Annotated in this window: 8 protein-coding genes; all 8 read right to left on the reverse strand. The window is 60.8% G+C overall.

Features of this window, described 5'->3' with window-relative positions; translation table 11 throughout:
* Window positions 1–6: 6 nt before the first annotated feature.
* Window positions 7–888, reverse strand: a complete 882-nt coding sequence (locus AC07PT_RS29595) for a tetratricopeptide repeat protein (RefSeq protein WP_494659080.1) — start codon at window positions 886–888, stop codon at window positions 7–9.
* Window positions 889–1,332: 444 nt separating this feature from the next.
* Window positions 1,333–2,535 (reverse strand): 3-oxoadipyl-CoA thiolase, encoded by a 1,203-nt coding sequence (gene pcaF, locus AC07PT_RS29600; protein WP_494659081.1) that lies wholly within the window; start codon window positions 2,533–2,535, stop codon window positions 1,333–1,335.
* 27 nt (window positions 2,536–2,562) lie between these two features.
* On the reverse strand, window positions 2,563–3,207 hold the full coding sequence (locus AC07PT_RS29605; RefSeq protein ID WP_494659082.1) for a 3-oxoacid CoA-transferase subunit B: 645 nt from the start codon (window positions 3,205–3,207) through the stop codon (window positions 2,563–2,565).
* A 17-nt stretch (window positions 3,208–3,224) separates the two neighbouring features.
* The gene (locus AC07PT_RS29610; RefSeq protein ID WP_494659083.1) at window positions 3,225–3,941 is read right to left on the reverse strand and encodes a 3-oxoacid CoA-transferase subunit A; all 717 of its coding nucleotides are present in this window, start codon (window positions 3,939–3,941) and stop codon (window positions 3,225–3,227) included.
* A gap of 112 nt (window positions 3,942–4,053) precedes the next feature.
* Window positions 4,054–4,563 carry a hypothetical protein gene (locus AC07PT_RS29615; protein ID WP_494659084.1) on the reverse strand — a complete coding sequence of 170 codons (510 nt, stop codon included), beginning with the start codon at window positions 4,561–4,563 and terminating at the stop codon, window positions 4,054–4,056.
* 19 nt (window positions 4,564–4,582) lie between these two features.
* Window positions 4,583–5,104: a carboxymuconolactone decarboxylase family protein gene (locus tag AC07PT_RS29620; RefSeq protein WP_494659085.1), complete on the reverse strand. Its 522-nt coding sequence runs from the start codon at window positions 5,102–5,104 to the stop codon at window positions 4,583–4,585.
* Between the two features lie 28 nt (window positions 5,105–5,132).
* Window positions 5,133–6,095, reverse strand: a complete 963-nt coding sequence (locus AC07PT_RS29625; protein WP_494659086.1) for a Bug family tripartite tricarboxylate transporter substrate binding protein — start codon at window positions 6,093–6,095, stop codon at window positions 5,133–5,135.
* 35 nt (window positions 6,096–6,130) lie between these two features.
* Window positions 6,131–6,217: SDR family oxidoreductase (locus AC07PT_RS29630; protein WP_494659087.1), on the reverse strand; the 87-nt coding region annotated here is incomplete at its 5' end.

Consider the following 6,217-nt stretch of genomic DNA (forward strand, 5'->3'; position numbering starts at 1 on the left):
CCCGATTCAATTACTAGGATTTGTTTTCGACATTCTCGCAAGCATTGCAATAGCATTTGCATTGCCCAGCTTCGCTGCTTTACTATAAAAATATTTAGCCTCACCTAGATCTTTGCCAGAACCTTGCGAATTCTCAAGAAGCCATGCATAAGCAACCATACCATCGGCATTACCAGCAATTGCGGACTTGTGATACCAATACGTAGCAGCGAGATCATCCTTTACGCCGTGAATTCCTTGCGAGAAATAGTATGCAACCGCATTCATTCCATCGGCATGACCCTCTGTTGCCGCTTGGTAGTACAGTTTGAACGCCTCCAATACATTCTTTTGAAGTCCCAAATTACCTTTATCATATTGCTCTGCTAGTAGGTAAGTGGCTTCAGTAAGGGACTTAGCACGGGCCTGGTGAATGAGTTCCAATGCCTGAGTAGATTCTCCGGCATCAATACTCCTACGAATCAGAAGAAGTAAAGCACGGTTGTTACCGCACTCCATTGAATTCCTAGCCCAAAAATCGCCGTCTTTCGGAAATCCTCTGCCGTAGAATATTTCTGCGATCCGCACCATTGCTTCGGGGTCACCGTGCTGTGCCCCCATCCAATACATGTGTCGCGTCATGAAGGGACTAGGTTTAACCCCACGCCCCTGCTCATACATGTTGCCCATGAACGTGTATGCACCACCGCTACCCTTGTCAGAAGCAGTAACCATAGCCCCGTAAGCCTTCACGGGATGGTTGGTGGCAAGGAGGGCGTCTGCTTTTGCCACCTCTGCGACGGTGAGGTTCGAGGAACAAAGCTCAGCCTGAGCTTGCCCCGAGAGGAGGAAGACTGCGCTGATCAGAAGGAGTTTCTTGACGACTGCGCGGTTGATCGAGGATGACATAGGAATGATCTGGGTGGGGACTCCCTATGAATGCTACCGATCGAGGAGCGAATTTTTTGCTCGAAAGACTGCGTTAGACATCGCCATTCAAGGAAAGATAGAGTGTCAATTTCACCCCACCTAATCGAATATTTCGAGATATTTCTGGTAATTAAAGTCGTAAACACGCAAATAAAGTCGTAAACAGACCTACATCATTCATGCGGGTTTGCGGGTCGGTCATTTGTAACTGTAAAGTCGTAAACTCGAACTCAACGGGTAAAGAAGACCTATAGATTCGAACGTGGCCTAGGCCTAAATTGGACTTGTTGCTACACAAAAAAGAGCGCTCTAGGTGAGCGCTCTTTTTTGGGTTTTGCGAGAAGTCTTGCGGTCTAAGCAGGCCTTAGATTTCTCTTGCAGGTGTGGCTGTTTCAAACAAGAACCGGATCCACCCACGAACTTTCATTGCCTCTCTAGCACCACGGCGATGCCTTGGCCAACTCCGATGCACATCGTGCAGAGCGCATACCGCCCGCCCGTGAAATGCAGGCGGTTGATGGCCGTCGTCACCAGGCGCGCACCGGAGGCCCCCAAGGGGTGACCTAAGGCAATCGCACCGCCCCACGCATTGACGCGGACATCCTCATCGTTAAGACCAAGCCCTCGCAACACAGCAAGACCCTGTGCCGCAAAGGCTTCATTGAGCTCAATGACGTCCATCTGGTCCAGCATCAAACTGGTCTGCACGAGCACTTTCTGGACGGCGGGTGTGGGGCCATAGCCCATGATGCGTGGTTCGACGCCTGCCGTGGCCATGCCGACCACCCTGGCCCTGGGTGTCAAACCGTGCAGCTTGATACCCTCTTCACTGGCTAGCAGCAGCGCGCAGGCCCCATCATTGACCCCCGACGCATTGCCGGCCGTCACGGTGCCGTCGGGTCTAACCACTCCTTTGAGTCGGGCCAGTGCTTCCAAGCTGGTCGAGCGAGGGTGTTCATCGAGCGCGACGGTGATGGGGTCGCCCTTCTTCTGAGGGATTTGCACCGGACAGATCTCCCGTGCCAGGTATCCGGCTTGCTGGGCTGCCACGGCGCGCAATTGGCTGTTCAGGGCCATCTGGTCCTGGGCTTCGCGGCCGATCTTGAAATCGGTGGCCACGTTTTCGGCGGTTTCCGGCATGGAGTCCACGCCGTACAGCTGCTTCATGAGCTTGTTCACGAAGCGCCAGCCGATCGTGGTGTCATAGACCGCGTTGGCCCGTGAGAAGGCTGACTCGGCTTTGGGGATCACAAAAGGCGCGCGGCTCATGCTCTCCACGCCGCCCGCGATCATGATCTGGGCTTCGCCCGACTTGATGGCGCGCGCCGCAGTGCCGACGGCATCCAGGCCTGAGCCGCACAAGCGGTTGATGGTGCTCCCTGGCACCGCCATCGGTAGGCCGGCCAGCAGGCTGGACATGCGCGCCACGTTGCGGTTGTCTTCGCCGGCTTGGTTGGCACATCCAAAGATCACATCGTCGATGCGCGACCAATCCACCGTCTCGTTTCTGCTCATCAGCGCGCGCAGCGGGATCGCTCCCAGATCATCAGCACGCACGCTGCTGAGTGCGCCGCCGTAGCGACCGAAAGGGGTGCGAATCGCATCGCAAATATAGGCTTGGGTCATGGGGTACCTTGTTCAGTGGCTTGACGATCAGGCCTGGATGGGCAGGCCGATCAGGCGCTCGAGCTCGGCGTGCGCCAGGCTCGGCACCATGTCGATCAGCTTCAGCCCCTGGGCGGTGCAGGCCAGCGTGGCCAGGTCGGTGTAGATGCGCTTCACGCAGGCCACGCCGGTGAGCGGGTAGGTGCAGGCCGGCACGATCTTGCTGGTCCCCTGCTTGGTCAGCAGGTCCATCATCACCCAGGTCTGCTTGGCGCCCACGGCCAGGTCCATGGCCCCGCCTACGGCCGGAATGGTGCCGGCCTCGCCGGTGCTCCAGTTGGCCAGATCACCAGTGGCAGAAACCTGAAAAGCCCCCAGCACGCAGATGTCGAGGTGGCCGCCGCGCATCATGGCAAAGCTGTCGGCGTGGTGGAAGTAGGCGCCGCCCGGCAGCAGGGTCACGGGTTGCTTGCCGGCATTGATCAGGTCATAGTCTTCCTGGCCGGTGGCGGGTGCCGGGCCCATGCCCAGGATGCCGTTCTCGCTGTGCAGCACCACCTCGATGCCGGCGGGCAGGTGGTTGGCCACCAGGGTGGGCTGGCCGATGCCCAGGTTGACATAGGCACCGTCGAAGATGTCTTGCGCCACGCGGCGGGCGAGCTCGTCTTTGCTGCGTCGTGTGTAGGGGCTCATGGGGGATGTCCTCGGGTTCAAAGGGCGGCTTTGAAGCCACCGGCCTGGGTGGCGGTGCGCTCGATCTTCACGATGTGCGAGACGAAGATACCGGGCGTGACGATGGCCTCGGGGTCCAGCTGGCCCAGCTCGACGATCTCGTGCACGGTGGCCACGGTGCGCTGGGCGGCGGTGGCCATCACGGGGCCGAAGTTGCGTGCGGCCTTTCTGAAGCAGAGGTTGCCCCAGCGGTCCCCGCGCTCGGCCTTGATGAGGGCCACATCGCCATGGATGGGGTACTCCAGCACATAGGGCTTGCCGTCGATCACACGGGTCTCCTTGGGGCTGCCGTCGGGGTTTTGGGCCAGTTCAGTTCCGAAGCCGGTGGGGGTGAAGAAGGCGCCCACGCCGGCACCGGCGGCGCGCAGGCGCTCGGCCAGATTGCCTTGGGGCACTAACTCAAGTTCGATCTTGCGACTGCGGTAGAGCTCATCGAACACAAACGAGTCGGCCTGGCGCGGAAAGCTGCAGATGATCTTGCGCACGCGTCCAGTCCTGAGAAGCGCGGCGAGGCCTGCATCACCGTTGCCGGCGTTGTTGTTGACCACGGTGAGCTCACGAGCGCCATGCTCGATCAGGCCCTCGATGAGTTCGTTGGGGATGCCGGCCGTGCCGAAGCCGCCAATCAGAACGGTGGCACCGTCCTGGACCGAACTCAGGGCCTCGGCAACGGAGGCCGCAATCTTATTGATCATGGATGTCTCTTCTTTGTCATGTGCCCAGGCGCGATGCCAAGGCGATGTGGCAAGTGGTGACGGGCCTGCCACGAAGGCCCCGCCGCGCCATGGCGGCCCCTTCGCTGAGCCCTCAGGGTGCGCGCCTGAACAGGGTTCTTTGGGTGTTGCGGAATGCAGGCCGGACCCGGTCGCTCCAAGGGGTGGCCCGTACCTTCAACCAGGCCGGGCTGCCCAGCACTTCGGCGTGCACCAGGTCGTAGCAGGCAAAGTAGCGAGGCCGTCCGGGCTCCTGTCGATAGCGCACGGCCCTGACGGTGCCGGGTACCGAGGCCAGGCCGGGCAGGTGCTCCTGCTCATACCAGGCATTGAACTCGGCCTCCATGTCGGGCAGCACATCGGTTTCCACCACGTAGTGAAAGCCTGCCACTAGCTGGGTAGCGCTGCCCGACAGTGTTTGCAGGGTGTGCAGCGGGAACACGCGGTTGTTCGTGTCCTCCTGTACCCATTGCGGCAGTTCATTCAGGTAGCGGTAGCTCAGATCCTGTTCCAAGGCGTTCCAGGCGCGCACGATGGGCGTTGTAAGCCCTTGGGACGGCCATTCACTGGAGTGGGGGCGTTTGACAAGCCAGAGCTGTGACATGGGAGGGCCTTTGCCGGTTTCAGTGTTCGACGTTCAGGGCCACCAACAAGCGCGAGACCATGTTGTAGGCCGCCACAGTGGCCACCAGCTCCACCGTGCCCTGGGCGTCGAAGTGGGCCTGAATGCGTGCCATCAGAGGGTCCGGCACGGTGATGTCGCGGGTCATGGCGTCGGCCAGTTCCAGCACCAGGTGCTCCAGGGGGGTGAACACCTCCGACAGAACAGGGCTGCGGGTGGCCGCGATTTTCTCGCTGCTCACGCCGGCCTTCTCGGCGTGGGGAATGTGGGCATCGAATTCAAACGTGGCCTGGTTCAAGACCGCCACGCGCAGGATGATCAGCTCGCGCAGATCGGCGGGGAGGCTGGTTTGATTGCGCACGGCGGTCAACATGCGCTCCCACCCTGAAGCGATGGGTCCGCTGTTGAGCAAGACCTGGTACAGCAAGGAGACGCGTCCGCGCTCGGCCAGGATGCGGCCTTCGACTTCGGCCAGCTCGGGGCGGGTGCCGGGGGTGACCAGGGGAACTCGAATGTGGGTCATGAGACAGTGTCCTTCAGTCTGGCAGCGGTCAGTCGGGTTTGATGTTCTTGGCCTTGATCAGCGCAGCCCATTTGTCCGCGTCTTTCTTCTGCAGGACGGCCAGCTCCTGCGGTGTGGAGGGTGCCGGCTCGGTGCCGGCCTTCAGCAACTTGTCTCGGATGGCCGGGTCTGCCAAGGTGGTTCGCAAGGCCTTGTTGATCGCATCAACCACCTCGGGAGGGGTCTTGGCTGGCGCAAACAGGGCGTACCAATTGTTGGTGTCGATGCCTTTGATGCCTTGCTCTTCCAATGTCTTGACATCGGGAAGGGCCGGGTGCCGCTTGCTGGACGCCAGCCCCAGGGGCTTGAGGCGGCCGCCCTTGATGGCCGGCAGCAGTCCCGTCACGTCGCCAAACAGGCCGCTGACCTGGGCGCCCATCAGGTCGGTGATGGCGGGCGCGGCCCCTTTGTAGGGCACGTGAAGCAGCTTGGCGCCGGTCGCATCCACCAACTGCTCGATGGCCAGGTGCGGGATGCTGCCGGTCCCGGTCGAGGCGAATGGGGTGGGGCTGGATTGACGCTTGCTGTTGGCGATGAATTCGGCGGCGTCCTTGGCCGGGTTGTTCGCGTAGGTCACCATCAGCTCGACGTTGTTGGCCACCAGCGACACGGGGGTGAAGTCACGCGCCATGTTGTAGGGCAGCTTTTCATACAGGCCGCCGTTGATGGCGGCGGCCCCCACGCTGGTGAACCAGAGCGTGCTGCCATCGGCCGGTGATTTCATCACGTCGGTGGCACCGATAGCGCCATTGGCACCGGGCTTGTTGTCCACCAGCACGGTTCGACCCAGCTCTTTGCCCAGGCGTTCGGAGATCGTGCGGGCCACGGCATCGACCGGTCCGCCGGCCGTGAACGACACCACGATTCGGGTGGTCTTGTTTTGGGCGTGGGCTGGCCACAGGGGTGTCAGGGCCAGCAGCACCGCCGTGACGGTCATCATTTTCTTGAACATATCGTTTTGTCTCTTTTTCGGGGGCAATGCAGGGGTCAGTCGCAGCGAGCCGTCATGCCGCCGTCGACCACCAGTTCGGTCCCGGTCACAAAGCGGGCGTCGTCACTGGCCAGGAACAGCAC

Source organism: Curvibacter sp. GW821-FHT09D12, from assembly GCF_059416245.1.